Annotated in this window: 23 protein-coding genes; 21 read left to right on the top strand and 2 right to left on the bottom strand. The window is 37.6% G+C overall.

Annotation, left to right across the window (positions count from 1 at the left end; genetic code table 11):
* Positions 1 to 6: 6 nt before the first annotated feature.
* From QCD85_RS06035 to QCD85_RS05935, 21 genes are all read left to right on the top strand, one after another.
* Complete coding sequence (locus tag QCD85_RS06035; protein WP_274172684.1) at positions 7 to 729, top strand: hypothetical protein; 723 nt, start codon at positions 7 to 9, stop codon at positions 727 to 729.
* A 335-nt stretch (positions 730 to 1,064) separates the two neighbouring features.
* Positions 1,065 to 1,523, top strand: coding sequence for a hypothetical protein (locus tag QCD85_RS06030; protein WP_274172685.1), 459 nt, complete (start codon positions 1,065 to 1,067; stop codon positions 1,521 to 1,523).
* Positions 1,524 to 1,540: 17 nt separating this feature from the next.
* On the top strand, positions 1,541 to 1,870 hold the full coding sequence (locus QCD85_RS06025) for a hypothetical protein (RefSeq protein WP_274172686.1): 330 nt from the start codon (positions 1,541 to 1,543) through the stop codon (positions 1,868 to 1,870).
* 97 nt (positions 1,871 to 1,967) lie between these two features.
* Entirely contained in the window at positions 1,968 to 2,129 is a 162-nt protein-coding gene (locus tag QCD85_RS06020) for an aspartyl-phosphate phosphatase Spo0E family protein (protein ID WP_274172687.1), read from the top strand.
* Positions 2,130 to 2,205: 76 nt separating this feature from the next.
* On the top strand, positions 2,206 to 2,649 hold the full coding sequence (locus QCD85_RS06015) for a hypothetical protein (protein ID WP_274172688.1): 444 nt from the start codon (positions 2,206 to 2,208) through the stop codon (positions 2,647 to 2,649).
* 363 nt (positions 2,650 to 3,012) lie between these two features.
* Positions 3,013 to 3,693, top strand: a complete 681-nt coding sequence (locus QCD85_RS06010; protein WP_367317622.1) for a CHC2 zinc finger domain-containing protein — start codon at positions 3,013 to 3,015, stop codon at positions 3,691 to 3,693.
* 4 nt (positions 3,694 to 3,697) lie between these two features.
* Positions 3,698 to 4,180, top strand: coding sequence for a single-stranded DNA-binding protein (gene ssb, locus QCD85_RS06005; RefSeq protein ID WP_274172689.1), 483 nt, complete (start codon positions 3,698 to 3,700; stop codon positions 4,178 to 4,180).
* Positions 4,181 to 4,299: 119 nt separating this feature from the next.
* A complete protein-coding gene (locus tag QCD85_RS06000; protein WP_274172690.1) occupies positions 4,300 to 4,512 on the top strand; it encodes a hypothetical protein in 213 nt (70 codons plus the stop codon).
* Positions 4,509 to 6,494, top strand: coding sequence for an AAA family ATPase (locus tag QCD85_RS05995; RefSeq protein ID WP_274172691.1), 1,986 nt, complete (start codon positions 4,509 to 4,511; stop codon positions 6,492 to 6,494). Before QCD85_RS06000 ends, QCD85_RS05995 begins: the two co-directional genes overlap by 4 nt.
* Entirely contained in the window at positions 6,491 to 7,576 is a 1,086-nt protein-coding gene (locus QCD85_RS05990) for a hypothetical protein (RefSeq protein ID WP_274172692.1), read from the top strand. The genes QCD85_RS05995 and QCD85_RS05990 overlap by 4 nt, the downstream gene beginning before the upstream one ends.
* Positions 7,576 to 8,283 (top strand): MBL fold metallo-hydrolase, encoded by a 708-nt coding sequence (locus tag QCD85_RS05985; protein WP_274172693.1) that lies wholly within the window; start codon positions 7,576 to 7,578, stop codon positions 8,281 to 8,283. Before QCD85_RS05990 ends, QCD85_RS05985 begins: the two co-directional genes overlap by 1 nt.
* 23 nt (positions 8,284 to 8,306) lie before the next feature.
* Positions 8,307 to 8,762 carry a hypothetical protein gene (locus QCD85_RS05980; RefSeq protein WP_274172694.1) on the top strand — a complete coding sequence of 152 codons (456 nt, stop codon included), beginning with the start codon at positions 8,307 to 8,309 and terminating at the stop codon, positions 8,760 to 8,762.
* Between the two features lie 112 nt (positions 8,763 to 8,874).
* The gene (locus tag QCD85_RS05975; protein WP_274172695.1) at positions 8,875 to 9,180 is read left to right on the top strand and encodes a hypothetical protein; all 306 of its coding nucleotides are present in this window, start codon (positions 8,875 to 8,877) and stop codon (positions 9,178 to 9,180) included.
* Between the two features lie 331 nt (positions 9,181 to 9,511).
* Positions 9,512 to 10,417: a hypothetical protein gene (locus tag QCD85_RS05970; RefSeq protein ID WP_274172696.1), complete on the top strand. Its 906-nt coding sequence runs from the start codon at positions 9,512 to 9,514 to the stop codon at positions 10,415 to 10,417.
* A gap of 781 nt (positions 10,418 to 11,198) precedes the next feature.
* Positions 11,199 to 11,684, top strand: coding sequence for a hypothetical protein (locus QCD85_RS05965; protein WP_301261977.1), 486 nt, complete (start codon positions 11,199 to 11,201; stop codon positions 11,682 to 11,684).
* 403 nt (positions 11,685 to 12,087) lie between these two features.
* The gene (locus QCD85_RS05960) at positions 12,088 to 12,969 is read left to right on the top strand and encodes a DUF6744 family protein (protein WP_274172698.1); all 882 of its coding nucleotides are present in this window, start codon (positions 12,088 to 12,090) and stop codon (positions 12,967 to 12,969) included.
* A gap of 21 nt (positions 12,970 to 12,990) precedes the next feature.
* On the top strand, positions 12,991 to 13,296 hold the full coding sequence (locus QCD85_RS05955) for a DUF4258 domain-containing protein (RefSeq protein WP_274172699.1): 306 nt from the start codon (positions 12,991 to 12,993) through the stop codon (positions 13,294 to 13,296).
* An 841-nt stretch (positions 13,297 to 14,137) separates the two neighbouring features.
* On the top strand, positions 14,138 to 15,289 hold the full coding sequence (locus QCD85_RS05950; RefSeq protein WP_274172700.1) for a PIN-like domain-containing protein: 1,152 nt from the start codon (positions 14,138 to 14,140) through the stop codon (positions 15,287 to 15,289).
* An 871-nt stretch (positions 15,290 to 16,160) separates the two neighbouring features.
* Positions 16,161 to 16,748: a hypothetical protein gene (locus QCD85_RS05945; protein WP_274172701.1), complete on the top strand. Its 588-nt coding sequence runs from the start codon at positions 16,161 to 16,163 to the stop codon at positions 16,746 to 16,748.
* Positions 16,749 to 17,331: 583 nt separating this feature from the next.
* The gene (gene zapE, locus QCD85_RS05940; protein WP_274172703.1) at positions 17,332 to 18,105 is read left to right on the top strand and encodes an AFG1/ZapE family ATPase; all 774 of its coding nucleotides are present in this window, start codon (positions 17,332 to 17,334) and stop codon (positions 18,103 to 18,105) included.
* 133 nt (positions 18,106 to 18,238) lie between these two features.
* Positions 18,239 to 19,300, top strand: coding sequence for a hypothetical protein (locus QCD85_RS05935; RefSeq protein WP_274172704.1), 1,062 nt, complete (start codon positions 18,239 to 18,241; stop codon positions 19,298 to 19,300).
* Positions 19,301 to 19,688: 388 nt separating this feature from the next.
* On the opposite strand, the gene QCD85_RS05930 is transcribed toward QCD85_RS05935, so the two are convergent.
* Positions 19,689 to 20,375 (bottom strand): hypothetical protein, encoded by a 687-nt coding sequence (locus tag QCD85_RS05930; RefSeq protein ID WP_274172705.1) that lies wholly within the window; start codon positions 20,373 to 20,375, stop codon positions 19,689 to 19,691.
* Positions 20,376 to 20,424: 49 nt separating this feature from the next.
* Positions 20,425 to 21,051 carry a hypothetical protein gene (locus QCD85_RS05925; RefSeq protein ID WP_274172706.1) on the bottom strand — a complete coding sequence of 209 codons (627 nt, stop codon included), beginning with the start codon at positions 21,049 to 21,051 and terminating at the stop codon, positions 20,425 to 20,427.
* Between the last annotated feature and the right edge of the window lie 461 nt (positions 21,052 to 21,512).

The raw sequence follows: 21,512 nt of genomic DNA, 5'->3' as shown, positions 1-21,512 counted from the left end.
ATCATTATGGATATGGAAAACTATCATGAAGATCGGGGAGTGCCCCGGTCTTCATTTTCATTATCACATCACTGGATATGGCAGCCAACCAAGATTGAGCATCCTGAAAAAAACAGCTATGCACCGCTCCGCCTGCCGATGGAAGAGGTTGGGCTACAAGCGATTGGGGCGATTGGCTGTATCGGTAGCGTGCAACTTGGACGCTTATTTGCTTGGAAACGTTCGCATATTCGCCGGATGCTGGCAGAACATAAATTGGTGCAACACCAGCTTAGAAAGAATCGGACGACAATTCCTGTATTTACACTGGGACCGAGAGCCATTCAATTATTACAATCGAATCAAACAGTCAACAGTTGGTGTCATTGGAGCGTGGCAGATGTACTGAGCAAACTGATATTTTTTCAATTCGCCTGCGCACTGCATGAGAAGCAAAAGGGATTCCAAATTCAAGCTTCTGCTTCTCCGTTTACGGGAAAAGTCCAAATGGGTGAGCACACGCGCTATGTATTGATCCTTCGTGGACAAGATACCAAAGCAATTGAGAGAGAGCTACAGCGCAGCCAATGGCCTGTTATTGTGATAGCAGAAACCCTGTTGGATTTGAAACCGTTGAATCATGTTTTGACGCATGCATATGCCTTAATGGATCAGGATTTACGTAAGGAATACACATTTTATCGTCAGAGAGGAGGAATCTGGCAGCAGAAAATAACTTTAGTAGAATAACATCTTGTCAGACGGTAGCAGCCATGCTAAAGTAAGGGTGTAATTTAGCTTCACTCCGAAACTCCCGTTTGCTGGAGATACGGAAAGATGTACAGTTCCCCTCGATCCTGCTGACTTATTAAAAGATAAGAAAGAGTGAGGTAAAAGCAGGCTAAAAGCAGTTGTCCGTCACTCCCGTTTTGCTGGAGACAAGGAACAGAGTACCGAAAGGCTCTCCAAAAGTAGTTATCTATGTTATGTAAATAAGCAATAAACGTATACAAAGCCGATTTTTGTATGGATATCCATACGAAGATCGGTTTTTTGCGTTTTAATCAAAAAGAAGGGATGGTATAATGGAGACAGTCATTTGGTTTTTTAAGGATCAGCAAGGTAAGATTGCTGTACAAGATTGTATTCAAGAACTGATTCGACAATCGGAGTACAATGATGATTTAGAACATCTGGTCGCTCTAATCCTGAAAGGTTTGCAGTTTTTGAGAACGTATGGCATACCGTATGCTATACATGAGTTTTTTAGCACACTTCGTGACGATGGCTCTATATACAGTATTCGAATCGTCAAAGAGTTGAAGTATCACCCTCCTTTACTTGAATTTAGAGTAAATTGGCGAGGGGCAGGTGCGTTCAGAGCAGTATTTTTCGAATACAGGCTGGAGGATACTCAACTGTTGGTATTTACCCAAGCGCTTGTTAAAAATCAAACCCATTCTTTGGACTTTGAGCGAATCGTTGCAATATCCAGAGCACAATATCGTTCGTTTATCAATTCTCCTGAGAAATACATGTCATGAAAAAGGAGATGAGTGCAATGAGTAAATATAGTCACTTGAACCAGAGCTTTGATCAAGTATTAGCAGAAGCAAAAAAGTCCTCTACTCTGAAAAGTTATTTGGAAGGATTGGAAGTAGCGCTAGGCGATATGGTGATGAACCGACGATATGAGCTCGGTTATACGCAGCAACGACTTGCTGAACTTGCTGGTATATCCGTAGATGATATTTCCATTATCGAAGGTGCATGTACTCACTGGAGTTTTGGTCTTTCACTTCAAGATGCAGAAGCTTTTGGAAAAGTGTTTAAAGCTTTAGGAATTGTAGGGCTAACACCGATTATCAACTCTGAGCTGATTAACAAATAGAACGTTTATTAAAAACCGATTTTTGCACAGGAAATGCTGTGTAGAGATCGGTTTTTTGCGTTTTAAAAAGAATAATTCCTAATGAGGTGACTCTAATATGTGGAAGTTACTTAAGGACATTGAAAGTACGCGAGCAGAAATGTGTCGGCTTGCAGATACGCTTGGTTTATTGGCTCCAGAAGTCATTAGCAAATCTCAGGAGCTGGACCAACTACTCAATGAGTTTAGCCAGTATCAGACCATGAATAAGTTAGTTTAAAACGATGATTGCATGTACTTATGCGAGCATCGTTTTTTCTATTCTTAAACTTTAAAAAGGACAGGTGAAGAAGAAGATGAATAAACAAACGATTACGAATCAAGGCACGGTCATTCCTGAGCAGGTAGAAGCAACTCCATTTGAAACATTATTACCTGAGCTTCGCGAAGCGTTATCGCTGTTGGATGATGTATATCTGGCTGCTGATCCCAAGCTCAAAGCAGAGGTATTCAAAGTTTGGCAATCTTTGAATCGTTTGGTAAACAAGCATACTGTTCCAGCAGATCAGGAAGATAAACAGCCTATTCCTTACGTTATGACGACGATCAATAACATGTTTGAAACCATCGATCCTGCAGAAACCGATAATGCTCAAATTGCTGCATCCAGTACAGCGTTTGCACTTGGAATGTATGTTGCGGAAACATTTGGACTTAGTCAGAAGGAGACTATTTTAGATAGTCTTGTCGTAATGATCCAAGCCGGAATGAGGAACGTGACTGAGGATGCTAGCCACTAATTAAAAACCGAAAGGATGATTATATGTCTGATTTCAAATTATTACCGATAGCTACCTTCGCTCAAGGCAACATCCTAATTTGTGTTTTTCCTAGTAGCCGATCGAACGGTGTATATTTGGTAGAGGTAAAACCGTATCAGCATGATTTGGTTATCACACACGAATGCCCAGCTTGCCGGTATAACAGACAGTATAAAAACTGTAAACATGTTTCTGCTGCATTAGCCGCATACAAACGTTGGAAATGTCAGGAGCCATACAAGCGGGTACACACTGTCACGCAAAAGATTGTGCTGAATCCGGCATGGAAACAGGTTCAACTAGATCCCAGTCCCATCGAGCGCATGATGGATGTGATCGCAGGTGCTACCTAACATCGTTGATATAGCAGAGCAACATGGACTCATTGTGGATGCCTCCTCTCGGTTTCGAAAAGAGGTCAAATGTAAATGTCCATTTTGTCATGAAGATAGCAAACCGAACAAACAGAGGAAATACTATCTTTCTCTCAATAGTAAAGACCAAGTGTTCAAGTGCTGGTTTTGCGGCGAGAAGGGCGGTGTCTTTCGATTTATTTCGCTTTTAGAACATGTAGACGAAAAAGATATCGTACAGCGGTATCGCAAACGCAACATCATTCACCCAGCTGAACAGTTGAACCGCAATCAGCGTCATCTGCTTCGTCAATCGCTGGGCGGAGGTAGTGATCCGGACTGGCGACGAATGCGAGAACGGGATATGGCTTACTATAAACGTTCATTGGAATGGTTATGGAGGGAGTGGAATGCGTTTATAGAACACGAAAAGCAGCAAGCGTATTTTTGGCTGTTGCTTGGCATCAAAACGTGGAAGTATGAAAAGTATGTCGAACATATTCGACAGCGAGAGAAGCAGATTGAAGTACCTTTACTTCAATACGTTTGTACAATGTATTCTTTAGCGGAACGTCCGACATGGACAAACGAAGTAGAAGAGAGCGTGGATCGCATGCTGACAGAAATTCAAATGTCAGAGATGAACGAATTAAGATTAAAGGGAGGATAAACAGATGTTAAATCGTGTGATTTTGATTGGACGACTAACCAAAGATCCCGAGCTGCGTTATACACCAACAGGAGTCGCTGTCGCTCAGTTTACGCTGGCGATTGATCGACCGTTTACGAGCCAAGGAGGAGAACGCGAAGCGGATTTTATTCCTATTGTCGTGTGGAGACAGCTGGCAGAAACCTGTGCGAATTATTTGCGCAAAGGTCGCCTAACAGCCGTTGAAGGTCGGATCCAGGTACGAAATTATGAGAATAACGAAGGAAAACGTGTCTATGTCACTGAAGTGATCGCGGATAATGTTCGATTCCTAGAATCCAGTCGTGACGGCGCAAATAGCAACAGTGGAGGGAAGCGTGAAGAATCCTCCTATGGTAGCGGTCATAGTGGGAATCAAAGTAGTAATGGTGGAGCACGTAATCACCAAGATCCGTTTTCAGATGACGGAAAGCCAATCGACATTTCGGATGATGATTTACCATTCTGAGCCGTGTTAATTACAGAGATGAGAGTGGCGTAACAAATGAATAACATGGATTAAAAGGCGAGTGGTTCCTCATGGGGATTCACTCGCCTTTTTTATTTTAAATAAGGAGGAATTTTAAAATGAAAAGAACAGCTTTTACTTGTGATTTATCCAATGAAAATATTCAAGTACAGGTGCAGGAGGCGATGCACTATACACCGGCTGTCCTACGCATTGAAGGTGAAGTAATGGTGATCGAATTGCTTTTAACAAACGCACAGATTGAAGCAGTAGAAGAAGTACTGACAACTTATAGAGCGCGCTGGCTAGGGAATGAAGGTACACAAGCATGACTACCATCACATTAGAACGCTTGACACTTCGGAATTTTAAAGGGTTGGATGAGTTTGTGCTTGTACTTGACGGCAAAGATGTGGCTGTACATGGAACAAACGCTACCGGTAAAACAACAATTGTGGATGCATTTTACTGGCTTCTGTTTGGTAAGGACAGTAACAACCGCACTGACTTTCAAATTAAAAAACTGGATGGGTCGGGTAAAGTGAGGCAGCATATGTTGGAGCACGAAGTCGAAGGAGTGCTTCAAATTGATGGCATCACACGTACTTTTCGTCGGGTATTCGCCGAGAAATGGACTAAAAAACGTGGACAAGTGAAGAAAGAATTCACGGGTCACGAAACGTCCTATTTCGTTGACGATGTTCCGCTGAAAGAAGCTGCCTATAAAGAAGAAGTGGCGCAGATCATTCGAGAAGATTTGTTTCGGTTATTAACCAATCCGATCTTTTTTAATGAGCATTTGAATACGGACAAACGCCGGGGGTTACTACTAGAGGTTTGCGGAGATGTGACTGATGTGGATGTAATCCAAAGCAACAAGGAGCTGACAGACTTGCTTAATATTCTGAATGGCCACAGCATTGAAGATCACCAAAAGGTCGTTGCGAATAAAAAGCGACTACTCAACCAAGAAATTGAAAAGATTCCAGTGCGGATCGATGAAGTACGCCGGAGTGCGCCAGACATATCAAATGTAGATACAATCGAAATGGATGCCTGCATTCAGGAGCTACATGATCGCATTGCAGAAGAGAATCATAAGCTTCAGCATATTCAATCGGACGCTGAAGCTGTCGATCTTCAAAATGAGATTCGTCGTCTTGAAGGTGAAGCATTGGATGTGCTGAATCGACTGAAGGCAAGCAACTTCGACGCAGTATCGATGCATCGTAAAGCATTAAGTGATCATCAATGGGCCTATAATCAACTGACTCAGCACATCGAGAGTCAGCGTAGTCAGATCCAGAACAACCAGCGCCAAATTGATGCAGGAAAGTCAACAGCTCAGACCCTTCGCACACGGTGGATAGAAGTCAAAGCCATGGTTTTTGAGCATGAACACCAAGGCGATGATATTTGTGCAGCGTGCGGTCAGCCATTGCCTGCAGATCAAGTACAAATAGCATGTGAGAAAGCGGAGGCAACTTTCAATGTACAGCGTGCTCAAACGCTTGAACAAATTAATGTAGAAGGCAAAGCAACCATGAAAATGGTCAAGGACCTAGAAGAACGTAACCAGACATTAGCTGCTGAAATTGAATCCTTAAAGCAACAGCAGGCTGACAAAAAAGCGGTCGTTGTTGCGATGCAGGCTGAATTAGACGACTTGGAAGATAGGGTGACTAATCCGCAGCAGGACGAAGAATATCTTGCCATTCAGCAGCAAATCCTAGAAAGACAACATAAACTTACGAATATTCAGAGTCATGAGCAAGATCGTGCATCCGGTATTCATGAAGTTATTGCAACTCTACGTATAGAAGCCAAACAATTGGAACAGCAACGTGCACAAGTCAATCAAGCACATGCAGTAGCTGCTCGTATTCATGAATTGGAGCAACAGGAGTCTCGCCTCGCAGAAGAATACGAACAGCTCGAATATCAAGTGTTTCTGATGGAAACCTTTATTCGAACAAAAGTGAATATGCTAGAGAAACGGATTAACAGCAAATTCAAATGTGCTCGTTTCAAACTATTTGACAAACAGATCAATGGTGGACTGAAAGAAGTATGCGAAACCACGTATAACGGTGTCCCTTATAGTTCTGGATTAAATCACGCAGCTCGGATTAACGTAGGACTGGACATCATCAATACGCTTGCGGAGCATTGTGGCGTGACCGCACCGATCTTTTTGGATAATGCGGAATCCGTTGTACAGTCCATGGATACTCATTCACAGATGATTCGCTTGATTGTCAGTAAAGAAGATACCGCATTGCGAATTGAAAAACAGGAGGCTGTACAAGCATGAGTGATTTTTCTACGGTATTAACCAAAGTCAACGATAATTACTTTCCAATGATTGAGCGTCAGCTCACAGGAAATGGGATTGAAATGGATGAGTACTCGAAGTCTTGTGTACTCAATGCTATCTCTGCTATCAATACAGTGCTGGATAGCAAAAGCATTGGTTGGAATGATGAGAAACTGGATCGTAGTAATATTACTCAAACCTTGATCCAGATCGCATCCCTGAAGTTGAATGCTGCTGCCAGCCCCAGAGAAGTTTATTTTCAGCTTCGTAACCTAAAAGTTAAAGGTGCAGATCATAAAGATATTTGGAAAAAGCAGATTGAAATGGGCATTGAAGGAGATGGCAATGATGCTATTCTTGCTCGTTTTGGTCGCGATGTCAAAAAGGTAGGTCAGTTCTGGCTTGTACGAGAAAATGACCCCTTCACGTATCCACAATATACAGGCTTCGATGTGGTCGCACCGACATGGACACCTACTGGCAAAGGTAATGTAGTCCGGGTGGTTTACCCTATTCTGAAAGTAGACGGCACTGTCGAATACTATATTGCAGAACGAGATGACGTGATCCGAAATTTGGTTGCTCATATGAACAACCAAATGATGAATGAAACCTTTGGTGTCTGCGAAGATCGTTATAAGGCGACAGCAGAGCAGCGAAAAGAAATAGCTGCTCGAAAAGCTCGCATACTTCAGCGAGCCAGTGAGAAAGGACTTGCTGCGTTAGATGATGCAGAGATGCAAGTGTATATGAGCCCTGCTTGGACAGAGCCGCAAAGTCGCGAATCGATGTTGATTCGAAAAATGCGAAATAACGTCGTTAAGAAAATTCCAAAGGATTTCGGAAACTTCTTGATCGAACGTTCTTACCAGGAAGCGAGCGACGAAACACTACGCGAATTGAAAAAAGAAATCGCTCAGCATGCGAACCAAACAGTAATTGATGTAGAACCATTGACGCCTTCATCTGCTTTAGGGGTTGCCGGTGAAGTGGAAGATCTGGATGATTCGCATGAACCCATATCTGGCAGTGATCAGCCGGAGAATAAAAGTAAATCTGAACAAGAACCTGATTTCTGATGATTCATATTCGTACGCTGGCTTCAAGTAGTTCTGGCAATGCCTATCTGATCACAGATGGGCATACGGATCTACTGATCGAAGCAGGTATTCATTACAAAGAAATTCAACATGCGCTTGGCTTTGAAGTTTCCCGCTTAGCTGGCTGCGTGGTATCTCACGAGCATAAGGATCATAGCCTATCTGTTCCGTATTTACTCAAATCCGGAGTGAACGTTTATATGAGCTGGGGTACTGTTGAATCTTTAAAAATCAATAGCCATCGAATCAAGCGAATACAGGCGAAAGAGCGTTTTGCCATTGGAACATGGACGATTCTTCCCTTTGAAGTGGAGCATGACGCAGCGGAGCCGCTAGGTTTCCTGATGATCAATGGAGAAGGCGATAAACTACTGTTTGCGACGGATACATCTTATCTACGGTATCGATTTGAAGGACTCACACATATTATGGTCGAGTGTAATTTCGCGCTTGATATTTTGTATGAAAATGTCGCTTCAGGAGTCGTAGCTGAATCCGTCAAAAGTCGTGTGATTTCTTCTCATTTTTCATTAGAGCATGTAAAGGATTTTTTAAGGAGTAATGATCTGAGCCATGTGGAAGAAATTCATCTGCTACATCTGAGCGATCATAACAGCGATGAGGAACGTTTTAAACGTGAACTAATGGAATTGACCGGCTTGCCGGTTTATATTGCTCAAAAATAAGCTGATTAAAGGAGCAAGAGAAAATGGGATACACTCACTATTGGTATAGAGCAAAAGAAATTGATCCAACTACATTTATCAAGATCCAAAGGGATTTTGAACGTGCTTTGCCAGCTTTGTCTGAAGGAGGTATCAAACTTGGGAATGGATATGGTCTTAGATTCCCGATCATGGATGGAGAGACGATCTTGTTCAATGGATCGGGTGAGCAGGGATACGAGGAGATGTACTTTCCTCGTATCTTGACTATTCATCCAGATGAAAACCCAAATGAACATAAGTATCATTTCGGATGTTGCAAAACCGATCAGCGTCCTTATGATCTGGCAGTCACCGTCTTTTTACGGATTGCTAAACATCATCTACAGGATGATCTGATGATTCGTAGTGATGGAGGGAAGTGTGATTGGGAAGCGGCAGAGCAATTCTATCAACAAGTTTTGAATGAGGGTCTCTGCTATAGGACCAATAAAAAATAATGTATTAAAAGAGAGTTCATGTCTAGTAATCATCTAGATATGAACTCTCTTTACGATTAAGGCAATTATACATTGGATGCAAACTTTAAATATAAATGAGAGGATACTGAATATGAGTCATTTTACAGTTGCTGTTATTACCCCCTCTTTGGACAGCTTGGAAGACCTTTTGGCCTCATTTCAAGAAAACAATATGGGAGATTGCCCGGAAGCTTATCTTGAATTTATTAATGTAGAGGCGGAGTACAAACAAAGATATGAAACAGATACAGCAGAGTATATTGAACTAGAAGAAGGAGATTTGGTTTCTGCACATGATCCTGTGTTCTGTAAACCCATTATGGGAGGAATGATAAGTACGCAGGAAATACCTATGCACTTGAAACGAGTTCAAATTTCTCACTCTACCCAATGTTGATTATTCCTTTAATCATTGCTGACAGTAGTCTGGTTGAACTTTGCGAGATATGCAGCTTCCGCTTATCGTTCTACTGCTTCAACAAATTCGATCCACCATGCCTAACAAAAATCAGTAGTTCGTTATAAAATTGTAATGATTAAAAATAAACACAACTTAGCTAGCAACAAAACTGTTTTTATATCAAGTCGCATATTTTAATGCTATTGGAAATATAATTAAAATTTTAGTTTTATTTTGCAATGATTTATGAGATATGACAAATAGCCGATAAAAGATAGAAGTACAACAAATTTTACTGAATTATTATTTGTGTAAAGGATGAATAGAAATGGATAAAAAATTAGAAAAGAAACAACAACTATATTTAAATATAATCAAGATATGCAATGTTAAAATATCAGGTATTATTCTTATGGTTGTGCTTTTAATAGGTGTTATTAATGAGATAAATATTATAAATGATAATACATGGGTTCAAAAATTATATATAACCATGATAAGTTTATTAGTTATTGCAGTGGTTGGGATTATAATATTTTGTATATTATCTTTATTGATTGAAAATAACGAGAAAGAAATTGGATATAAATATTCCCAAAAAGGTTCTTTAAAAAATTGGTATGAGTTAACTTATAAATATAATGAAAAAATTAAATGGTTAGAAAATATTGAATCTCTATTGAAGAAAAATGGTGTAGATCTGGATAAGTTAAATACTATATTTAGCCCTTCAGGATGCAAAGGTAGGTATGAAAAAGTACTTTCAAAAAAATATCTTAAATCTAGATTTATTGTGACTGATATTCATATTCCAGAAGATCACGAAATAAGTGGAGATAATTATACTTTTTTAGCAGATAGTAACAACGCATTTTGTGCTTCTACCTATTTAAAGCAAAATAATATTAATAATGTAGATCTTATTTGGGATATCAAAGGTGCTATTTGGCATCACCCTGAAAAAAATGATCTCATTGAGCTACTGAGTGAATATCATGAAGTCTTATCTCGAAAGGGAATAATATTGATAGATGCTTATGAATTGAGTATATGGAAAAAATTTTTAAATTACTTGTTTAGTACCTCTAATCGAATTATAGGATATGGTGAAGAATCTTCTTTCTTAAGAATAAAATCTAATATAAATGAAGAAATCGAATGTATGTTTGATATATATGTTATAGGTAAAGGTCTTTATAGAATGGCTATCTTATCTAAACGATCAGAAATATAAACTAAGGAGAGCGTGTACACAAATTGAAAGAGAATATTTTTGAATATTATAAAGAAAATGTTTAAGGAAAAGCATTAGTTTATAATAAAATTTCAATAATATTTAATGAATATAACTTTTGTATTACTTCTTACAATCATTGGGATATTCTCCGCCGTACTAAATTCAGGAAATAAAACAATTTTGAATAGTAGCATGATTGTTTAATTTATAGCATTTTTTAGGTATTGGTTTCTTACTATTTGTTATATTTATTTTTTTAATATCAAAAAAAAGTCTCCATAGAAAGACTGACTGATATGCTACTTACCTATTTTAATTAATATACATAGGTTATATAAATAATGAAAATAAGCAAGTACTCTTCGTCAGGAAAACTTTCAAATGAGAACAGATCATGTACAGTAGGAGCAGCAGGTTTATATTTTATGATCGGAAAGATAAATAAGAACTTGCTAGCTGTTTTTACTTATGCTAAATTAAAGAGGTAATTTAACTTGATCCTTATACTCCCTTTTATGCTGGAGACAAAGGTAGTGTGTGATCCTCGATCCTGCTGACTTATCGAAAGATGAGAAAGAGTGAGGTAAAAGCAGGCTAAAAGAAGTTGTCCGTCCCTCCCGTTTTGCCGGAGACAAGGAACAGAGTACCGAAAGGCTCTCCAAAATGTAGTCCTGATTTAAAAACCACATAAACGTATGTTAAAGCCGATTTTTGCATAGAATGACTATGCGAGGATCGGCTTTTTTGCGTTTACATTAAAACTGAGAGGATGATTACAATGCTACTCAACGTATTTAAAAAACAGAATAAACAGGAGAAAAACATCGAACAAGAGGTAACCACTTTTATTCAGAAAGAACAGGAGCGGCGGCAACAGGCAGATGCTTTTGTACACATGATGCAAAATGTAATTCCTTATGCGATGCAAGAAGTATGGGGAATCACTGATCCGAAAATTATTATTGGCGAAACGGTATTGTTCAAGGTAGATAGTAAATCTTTTATTGTCATGAAAACTCAGTTTACAGAAATTCACGTTTTAGAATTACGTGGTCAAGCATACTGGGCAACCGTTCAAGAAATTATGAATTTTGCTTATGATCTTTTGGAAGATATTAAAAAGCGCGAAGAAGGACGAGACCAATTACTGATCGACCTAAATAAATTGAGTGAACAAATGAGCAATAGCTCTGTTGGTGGCAAAGTCTCCAAAGCCTTTGTACCTGTAGAACCTCAATTTTTGAAAAATAACCCAACGAGCTAACCTTTGATCTCTGTATAAGCAGAGGTCTATTAATTTCCATCAAAAGCCTAGAGGGTGATGACTATGAAACAAATGAGCGTAAGCCAATGCTTAAACAAAAAAGATACGGATGCAAGCTAAACTGAATACACTGGTACGATAGATAATGATACGCAGCCTACCATTGTCTATTGTGTATCAGAAAAGCCGCCAGCTTTCTTACTAGCTCACGAAGAACTCCAAACAGCTTAAACGCTGCTTTGGAGTTCTATTTATTTTAAAGGGAGGGTGAAGCCTGTGATGGTAAATGATTATGTGTCGTACAGTATGGAACGTGCTTATAGTGCTTTTGTACTTGGCAACATCAGCCGTAGTGAATATTGCAACTGTTTGGGCTATCTAATTTACATGAGGAGGTAAAAAAATGAATCCAATTCTAAATGATATGGCTGCCTTGTCAGTACAAACGACAGCAGAGATAATCGGTCACTTAACTTGGGCCGGTGTAGGTGCAATGATTATCAGACCTGATGAACTTAAGCAAAAGCTGATCGATTCTGGATTGGGTGAAGGGTGGATGCCTAAACCTATCCGGCTGCCGGATGCATTTCGCCGGGCAACTTCAGCTAAATTTCGCCAGGAAGTAGCGGAAGGAATGTTTGAAAACTATATGTTCCGAGAAGTCGCTTCCAACAAACAAACCGTTCAACGCAACCTGGTGTGTGAAACGGTGGATACCAAAGGACGGCGGCTTAGCTATAATGAAACGGCTGGTATCGTTGTACTTGATAAAAATACAGGTACGATTGATACTAGCCACACATCGCCCACAGCCAGCCAGATGACTCAAAATGTCATCTTGCGATTCGACATTTGCAAAAATCATTATGAGAGCGCAACACTGCGCACGGTTATAACGAATATCTTAAAAAGTATGTCTCCTACACCTGTCCGACAATCGGGCGGTGTTTATTTTGTTCCAAAGCAATTTGATGTGGAACTTCGTGCGTATATCAATTTTATTCGTTCGCTCGAAAAAGGCGAAGCAGAGAACATTCCAATTATTAACACGAATGATATGCGCGGAATGATTACAAAAAAGCTACTGGAGCATTTAAAAGCAACACTGACGGATTGTAAAACTGGAGTCGACAATCAGCTCAAAAAGGCGGAATTAAAAGTAATTTTGGATAATGCTAAACGGATCGTTGAGGACTGTAAACAATATGAGACCATCGTGACCAACGATCTGAAAAGCATAGAGGAGCTATGTTTGTTAATCCGGCAAAATGTGGCGGATGATTAAATAACGAAAGCATGTTTGGGGATGGAAGAACAAGCCTATATGGAACAATGTGCATTGATTCACCAAGTGTTACAAAATCATATGGAGCTGTACAAAGTAAGGTACAGTCAACATGCAGGTGAACGCATAGAAGAGCGCAATATTACCAGGCGGTTGGTCAAGTATATCTTATACCATTATGAACCGACTGAAATGCATGAAGTCGGTAAATATTCCTATGTTGCATATCCCCTAAGTAATAATGATACTGTATTGACTGTAGTTGATTCTTATGAGGAACGTATAGTAGCGATTAGGCTTGTTATTAAGCAATATTACAGTATCTAATTCACCGTTTTTACTGCCTTAGCGCCGGAATTTGGGCGACACTTTCCTTAGAAAGCAAGCATTCCACCCTAAGATTTGGTGTATATTAAATTACACAATACTTCAGACTAGACGGTGAAATCGATAATGAGAGGAATAAAGACCATGATGATTAATAATGTGGCTACCATCAATTTCCCGGTTGAAATGGTAGATGGGGAGAAACAATTTCCCTGTACTCAGCTGCTGTTCTTGAAAGTATCGTGGATGCCATTCCTGATGATGTTAAAGCTTCCGTTATCATCGACTACGAACAAATTCCAGCCGATTACTTTCAGAAAGTAAAGAAAGAGCTGGGAATCCGATCTGTCAATCATGAGAAGGCTGCATAGCACGAACAGAACCTGCTGGATATGCTAAATCATGCTAGAGCTTTTTCAAATCATAATAATTAAATCGTATATGTATAAAGAGAAGAGTTAAAAGTTTTCTAAATAGAAAGTCTTCAGCTCTTTTTATTTTAAAACAGATTGGAATTGATAACTAAATTATATCTTGGAATATATAGAATACGTAATAAATTTTGTGTTACCACATAGTCATAGCAAGATCATCGCTTGATAACCATTTGCGATCATAAGGATAACCAAATCGCTTAGATGCGATAAGATAGGTTTGTCTGACAGCACGTTTTGGCTTATCAAGAAAGAAGTAGCATTATATGAGCCAATCGTATATATTCGTTACCATGAAATAAACCAGATAAACAATATAAACAATATAATGTGATATCATAAAATCAGAGAAGCTCGCGATTTTCTTTGTATATTTAAATAGATAATTATTTGGAGGAACTATTTTTATGGATCAGAATATTGAAAAGTATTTTTTTGTTCCCAAACCTTTAGAAGCTCTTATTGAAAATGCAATAGTTGTTATTGACACTAATGTACTTTTATCAGCCTATCAATGGAAAGAAATTACTTTTAAAGAAGTGATAGAAAAATTAAAAAAACTGTCAGAAACTAATCGATTGAGAATCCCTGAACATGTATTAGAAGAATTTGTAAATGAACGACCAAAGAGAATTAACGATCTATTAAAAGATTTTAATGATCGAATTAAATCTAAAGTAAATAGTGCCAGTCGATTATCTTCTACTATTCCTTTATTAGAATTATTACCAGAACATCAAAAATATACTGAACTAGAAATAAAATATCAGGAGATTGCAAAAGAATATGCATACCATCTCAATACATTACAAAACGATATAAGAGGATTTTTTAATAATGATCCAGTATTAGAAGCTTTAAGACCAATTTTCAAAAAAGATTGTTTTACTAACATAGATAAAAAATGTAGTCAGCTTTTGAAAGAGGCTACGGAAAGAAAGAAGAATAAGCAACCTCCCTTAACTGGGGGAGATGATAGCAAAAAAATTAATGAATATGGTGATTATTTTATTTGGAAAGATATACTATCTTTAAATACTGATGTGATCTTTGTAAGTAATGATGTAAAAGAAGATTGGTATTATGTTCAAAACAAAAAAGCTCTTTCTCCAAGAAGAGAGCTAATAGAAGAATTCTTCGAATTAAATGATGGAAGTACTTGTTGTATTGTGAATTTGAGTGAATTCATGAAGATTGAAAACCCAGAAATAACAAATGAAGTTTTATATGATTTAGAAACAAATGTAGATGTTTATGATCCAAGTAATGTTGTTAAATGGGCAAGGTATAGGCTTACTTTTGTAGTGAAAAATGAACCCAAAATGGAAATAAGAGATAGGGATGCACTCCAACAACTTTCTGCTATTCTAGATTTTGATGATGGAATTATAGACTATAATAATATTTGGACAAGAAAAACCGAATTAGATTCTATTTATATGGATATAGAAGTTAATATACTTGCATCGCATTTAGCAGCAACTGATGCCATAAATGAATGGTTTTTACAAAATCAAGATAAATATAGATTAGAAATAGTAGAATGGCAAGATATTTAAAAGAATATTAAATTTTTAATGTTTAATAAATATAATGAGTGTTTGCCTATGAAAAATCTTATTTTGATAATTTTAGTGAATCTCTATCATGGGAAATCGGACAATAACATCAATAAGATATGAATACCTTTACGCTCAGGTCAGCATCTAATGCTGCTTATTTGTATTGAGAAGACGATCAGTATAAGTTAAGAGAGAAAAATATCAATAGAAATAAAGTTAGTAATCATCAGGAATTAATATTTTTTATACTATTTATTTAAACGGTTAGAATATGTAGTAAGCCTAAGTAGTGTAAAAGCGGAGCATAGAGTGGATTGGAGAGAGAAGAAACAGTTTGCAGTCCATGTTTGTAAGAAGGTGAAAGCTCCTAAGCTGACAATAGTTAAAGATAACGCTACTCATGATGGTTATAACGCATGAACTTAGGCTGTAATGAATCGGTGGGCCAAGTTAGAAGCAACATTAAATTGAACTGCTGTTTGCGGGAGATTCGTCTAGTGCTCCTGTTACATATATGGAGATCATGGTATCTATAGACAATAATAGGGCATTTTTGCCGATCTAAAAACCGGTTATAGCTATCCAGTGTCGGCATTATCGATCCGGGAAAAGTGAATTTTTTATAGATTGGTTAGCTTGCTGTTTGAAAGGTATTACAAGCTTGATGCACGTGCATGCGCAGAGTTTGACCGCATGGGGAACCGATCAAAAAGCTTCATTTATGACGTTTTCGCCACAAGCGTTACGGTTATTGTGGGATGTTTCAGGAGGAGTTCTACCTAGTCGTAAGCGAATAGATACATTAAAAAAGCACCTCAAACACATATAAGAAGATATTACATGTATCCAAACATCGCTGAAGATGTGGATGTATACGGGTGATCAAGCTGAAGACAACCCACATTGTATAACGGATCAGCGAAAAGAGATAAAAGAAAGAAAATCCTATGTGGAGCAGCTTCTTTTAAGTTTTGAAGAGGATCAACGTGTAACAAGAGAAACCATAGTAACCTATAAACGAAGTATTGCCGATTCTTTTAAGATGGGATTTCCGCTGCTTCAAAGTACATTTTTAAGTGAACTGAGACGTTGGAATGCTCTATCGGTTCATCTTCAACTTACAAACTCAAACGCCTTGGACTCAAGCGGAATCAAGCTTCACACCAAAGAACCTCTATCACAGGTTGAAAAAGAGAGCATTGCATGGGCATTTTGGAGCGCATCGATGCACATCTTATCGTTGCCTATTTGCCTGCTACAAGTTCAATTATTAAAAGAGTCTCAATCAGATATGATTATAGAAACGTTAAATATGCTAGCTTCAAGTAAACAGGTAATTGTGTTTAATGCTGATCCAATATCAAATAAAGGGAGCGATTCTTATCAATCATCAGGACGAGGCGTTAGAGCAAGCGACAATCATGCTGCATCAGTATTTTCAACAAGCGACGAATGATCCATTTGTTCCTATTGATGCAGACTCGCTTACTCAAGTGATAATTCAATCATTTCAATTAGCTTAGACTGCACACTTAGATAAGTTCTTTGTTCGTCAACCATCTATTACCAAACAAAAGTCTCACTGGTACGAGTGGTGGCTCTATTCTACTCAACATCAATAGTCTATAGGTATGAGTATTTTGCCGCTTTGTTGGAACATTGAAAAAAAATCGTTCACAATGCTATCACAATGGTATGAGCTTCAGAGTGTGGCCGATATGCCTTTTACGATTTGTTCAGTCCTCAACGAATAAAAGAGGATAATCAGTCTAATATAGAATTTATTGCTGAAAATCTTATCGATTTACTTGGAAGAGATTTTGAAGGGTGTACGATCGGCCCGCCAAAGGAAGAGTTAAGTGAAGGAACGCTGATTCATTCTATACTGCCAGACCATGTATTGAACGCAATGTTAAATGTTCTTTTTATAAATAATGCGTTTGATAGCAATCCCAGTCTTTTATTGATGACTTTGTTAGATGAAGAAGAATAAGATCGGGCTTACTTTAATCAAGATTACATAGAAAGTAGAGATCTTTGTGGGGACGGAAGGTAATTTCATTCAGCAGTTAATGCAACACAAGTTTAAAGAACATACGGATCAAGTCGTCGGTGATCATAAACACTGTGATCATTGTCCGGGATTATCTCGATGTCCATTAGATTTTTCAGGGCATTTTACAAAGTTATATGTGCATGATACAGACGCAGGATTAAAACTGTATGCTCGTAAAGCACCCTGCAAAAAACAGTTCAGTTTTAGGCACAATGAGAATGTTAAAAAGCGGATCAGCAGCTATTTTATTGATATGGATCTATTAGAGTCTGCCTTTGATGCTGTAGAAATTGTGAAACGAGAACCGCAGCTTACCCTTGCTGTACGAGAAATTATGGAATATGTCAACAGTGTGAAAAGTAATAAGGAGAGCTTGCCGATCAATGGGTTGTATCTGCAGGGGCCTTTTGGGACGGGTAAAACTTTTCTAATGAGCTATTTGCTTTACGAGATGGCTAAACAGGGTTACACCGATGTTATTGTATACATTCCTGAGTTTATCGAAGACTTAAAGATGATGATGACAGATAATACTAAGTTGCGGCAGACAATTCAGGCACTCAAAGACACGGATTTCTTGGTGTTTGACGATATCGGCGCTGAGGCATTAAATCCTTGGGCCCGCGATCATATTCTAGGTGCGATCCTGAATCAACGAATGAATAAAAAGCCCACGTTCTACACGTCTAACTATGTGCTGAGTGACTTGCTAAAGCATCTAAGCTTCACGAACAAAGAAGGAGAAAGTAAGAGATGAAGGGTCAACGGCTTATGGAGGTATAGAGCCATTTTTGAAGGTTTTTGAGGTACATGGGAAGAATCAAGGATAAAGCATTTTATAGATATTTTAATAATTCTTGTTATTTAAATGATAAAGGAGTGTAAGAAGAATGGGGCAAGCGAGTGGAAAGCTTTGTATTTATTCAAAAAAGAATGAAGAGCATGCTACCTTTAAAAAAGGTGAACATATAATTCCTGCTAGTCTAGGAGGAATAAAGGAATTACCAAAAGGGTATGTAGCTGATGATGTGAATATGAAATTTTCAACAATGGAGAATGATTATTTAGGACCTTCTCCTGCAGGAATACTTCGTAAATTTTATGGCCCTGGGAAACGAGGAAGTTCAAAAAATGATGGTGGGGCGAAAACAGATATAGTCTATGAGCCGCATCATAAACTAAGTTATATGTCAAAAGGAATAGCTTATAGAATCCCTCAAATTCACTTTAGTACTGCTACTATAGATTTCATTCCTAGAGATGGGGTTATTGTTGAGAAGGAGCTAAATAGTTTTGTTCAAGAACTTCATCGTTATAAACATACTGATTTAGATTATCGGTTCATTCAAGATGATCTTATTCCAAAAAATGAATATTACCTTGGTTACGGCGAACATAGAAACAAAAATCAGTGGATTCTTGCTAGTAGTCATCCAATATTAAAAGAAACAGTAGAAGAAAAATTACATTCTTTTTTGAAATCGTATACAAATAATGGTGAACTAGGTATTAAACCAGTTCAGATACCACCTAATGCCCAACTAAACTTAGAAACTGAATGGAATGAAGACTTCTTTTTTAGAGTATCTGCTAAGATTGTTTTTAATTATTTAGCGCTGACTAAAGGTCAGCATTATGTTTTAGAATCACAGTTCGATCCTATACGTAATTGGATTTTAAATGGAGGCGACAATAACTTTACCAGCCCAAATACTTATGAAATTGTGAAGCGTCTTCAAGAGGTAGATGATCCAATTTCATTAAAAAAAAGTAAGACAGATATTTATCTCCATAGGATTACACTTTGGCAAAAGGAAAACTTAGTATTAGGTACACTAGAATTGTACGGAGGATTGATTTCAGTACTCGTTGTTTTGAGTACAACATACAACAATGGTGCTTTTAAGCCAGAGTGTATGGTATGCGATTTTGAAAATTCAAGAGAATCATAGAATAAATAGACATGTTCTTATATTAATCATGAAGAAATCCAATCTTCCAATACAATATTAAGTACTCTGTTTATTCCAAGAAGTAGTTCAGGGGGAGTGATATTTGTTTTATTCTCATAAATAGTAGTCAATCCCGCAATATCAGTAGAAACCGTACAACGGCCAAGTATGCTTATTTTCTGTATGAAGCTTATCTAGAAAATGGAAGTGTTATTCTTTCTCATGATTATGATATGCATGGTGATAAAGTGAGACTTATGTTAAATCAACGGATTCGTGTGCCAAAGGATCAGGGCATGAAGTGATATGTCGAATTAAAAACTATAAAAAAAGTAAAAAATAAAAAAGACCTGTAAAGGTCTTTTTTTAGATACCTTAGCTTTAAAGGCTATTCATTCGGGAGGAAGTCCTCATTCTTCAATCCGTGCTTGATAAAGAGTTCGCCCATTTTAGTAATAGAATAATCGGTATGTTTTTCAGAAGATCCCTCTAAACCAAATTCTCCATTAAGTTCGTATGGATCTGGTGCCAAACCAACATTAGTTTGAACTAATCCGCTATTTGATAGTGCTTGCGCTTGATCTCCAAAGAGACTTTTTTTGTCAGCATATTTTTTTAAAAACTCAAAATCCTCGTAAAACCCATCATTTAGGCATTTTGTTAATCGCCAAAAATCACTTGTAGATATTTTTTCATACAAAAATGCTCTAAACAAGTTTAAAAAAAGAGGCAGTTTTTCGACACGCTCAATTTTATCAAGAGCAAGTAGAAGATTATCGACAAAATGAGACTCGTTGTCTAAATACTTTTGAGCAAAGTTAATTCTTTTTTCAAAAGAAATCTCTGCTAAATTCATCAGAAAATACTCTAATTTAGATTCTAAAATAGTAGCTGATATTATTTTTGGCAATTTGAATAGTTGCACAGCTGTATTAGTTCCAGGAATATCTTTAAGTACTCCCTCCTTTAAAATACTATCGAAGGTTGCCTCAATCAATGGGGTAGTTAAAGATTCAGACTTTGTTATGACTTTTAAGCATTGTTTAAATACATGAATAGGTCCATATAATTTCATAGGTTTTGTCCCTTCTATATTTTCTCTATTTATAACAAAGAGATCACAATTAATCTCGAATTGAATATAAGCTATTTATTTGCGCAGCGCTTAACAAAGGACGTACATTTTTTAACTGCCAATCTTCAAGGTTAAGTAAATCTTGCTTGTATCTGCCCCTCATCGTTATTTTAAAATGCGAAGGGATATAAGCAATCTTATATCTTTTAAATCGCCATACAAGTATAGCAGCTTGTTTAGGGGTGAATTTCTTATTTTCTTTATAGTACTTTTCAAAAGATTCAATTTTAAATTCGTCATCTACACTTGCTAAAGCAATTAGCGAATAGATAACGGACTTCACTTTGGCATCAGCAATCAATTTAGCCTTATTCGTTTTGATTTTTTTATTGGCATCATCTTGCGATAAAGTAACACCATACTGATCTTGTACCGTAATGTGAAAACGAATTATGCACTCTGATCCGATCCAAAGAGAATTTTGATTCAGTTTATTCGCAATCTCAAATTGATAACGTAAATGTTGTTGGCCACAAAGTTCGCACACTTTATCGGGCGTTTCCATATCGATCATTTGATCGGTATGATACCACTCTTCTAAAGCTTTTTTTATATTATATTTTTCGATACTTTTAGGAAAGATAGAAGCAGATACTCTTTGCATATATAGATTCATAGCTAACCCCCTAGTAGATTAGTGCTACATCAAAGCTGCAGAAGTAGATCGATAATTTTTCACTTTGCATCCGAGTTCATTTGCTGTTTTGTTAGTGAAACGATATAAGCTGATAGTACATGAATTTGTTCATTCATAGAAAGTTGATGAATATTAAAAAATTCTGAAGCTAATTCCTCAAATTGATCCTGCGCCCGATCGATATTTTTCGTGATCGGTACCTCAATCCATACGCCTGGTATGACCGAAAAAATATCACAAATACCTGCGAGAACATCAAGTGGAAGTTCTTTGATCGTATTATTGCAGCTTAGGATAGAGTTTTTTTATACTCTGTTATCCATGGTAATCCAGTATTAGCTTCTAACTGAGCTAAGTCATAACCACGTAATTTTGGCGGGAAATTATTAACATTATGCAGTACCTGAATCTGGAACACAGAAATGATTTTTGACATATTC

The sequence above is a fragment of the Paenibacillus sp. PsM32 genome (genome assembly GCF_030433815.1).
GTDB classification, from domain to species: domain Bacteria; phylum Bacillota; class Bacilli; order Paenibacillales; family Paenibacillaceae; genus Saccharibacillus; species Saccharibacillus kyungheensis.
The sequence above is the reverse complement of the archived record's forward strand: the minus strand, read 5'-3'. Positions and strand labels throughout refer to the sequence as shown.